This window comes from Streptosporangium carneum (genome assembly GCF_027922005.1).
Classification (GTDB): Bacteria; Actinomycetota; Actinomycetes; order Streptosporangiales; family Streptosporangiaceae; genus Streptosporangium; species Streptosporangium carneum.
The window spans coordinates 1-983 of record NZ_BSEV01000079.1 but is presented as its reverse complement, the minus strand read 5'-3'; the positions used below and the strand labels follow the sequence as shown (position 1 = coordinate 983).

At 67.2% G+C, this 983-nt stretch carries 1 protein-coding gene; it reads right to left on the bottom strand.

From position 1 onward, the window contains the following. Window positions 1–51: 51 nt before the first annotated feature. Window positions 52–846 (bottom strand): cytidylyltransferase domain-containing protein, encoded by a 795-nt coding sequence (locus PKF00_RS43895; protein WP_271223729.1) that lies wholly within the window; start codon window positions 844–846, stop codon window positions 52–54. Window positions 847–983 lie beyond the last annotated feature (137 nt).

The following is a 983-nucleotide window of genomic DNA, read 5'->3' as shown; positions in this document are numbered from 1 at the left end:
AGAATTGCCAGCAGGGTCGGGTGTGTCGGTGAACAAATCCTTTCGCCCATGCTAGCGCACAGGCGGCGTCGCACCAGCGGGCAGATAGTCGCGGACAATGGCGGGAGGACGCCGGATATCCGGGCGCGCCGGATCGGCATGCACGGCATTGATCGCCACCAGGTCCGGCGCCTTGCGGCAAAGCTCTGAAAGCGCGGGAAAATCCAGCTCTGCCGCCGCCTCGCCCGCCCGTTCGAACACGGCCCGGCAAAAGGCGAGATCGGCCGGATAGTCCAGCGTCCAGCGCCAGTTCGCGGCCTCGCCGCCAGGCCCTTCCAGACAGGCGAGTTTCAGGCCCGGCCGGTTGCGGATCCAGGCCGTCACATGTTCACGGTCGGCCGGATCGGTCGCTTCCGCATCGGCCCGCTCCAGCCAGGCCGTGGAGACGATCTCGCAATCCAGCCCGCGCGGAAACCCGGGCAGCAGCGTGTTGTTGGCATAATCCGCCCCGCTCTCGCGATAGAGCGCGATCAGCTGGCCGGCCATGTCCGGATCGATGAAGGGGCAGTCGCTGGTGATCCGAACCACCGCGTCCGCATCGACCATTTTCGCGGCCCCCAGATAGCGCGCCAGCACGTCCTGCTCGGAGCCGCGGAACACCGCGACACCGGCCCGGCGCCCCGCATCGGCGACGGGATCGTCGGCCTCGCCTTCGGGAATAGCACAAATCACATGATCGGCAGCCGCGATACGCCGGCAGCGGTCGAGCACCCGGTCCAGCACGCACTTGTCACCCAGCGGTTCGAGCACTTTGCGCGGCAGCCGGGACGAGCCGGCGCGGGCCTGGACGATGACGGCGAGCGTCATGGCTTATCCTCCATCCGGACCACCCAATCTTCGCGCCTGCACCTAACGGCGCATTAACGCGTCCGCCCCCATTCTGCACCATGGTATTATCGGGCTCATCATGACACGCCACGCCCCCCGCATCCTGTTTCGCGCCG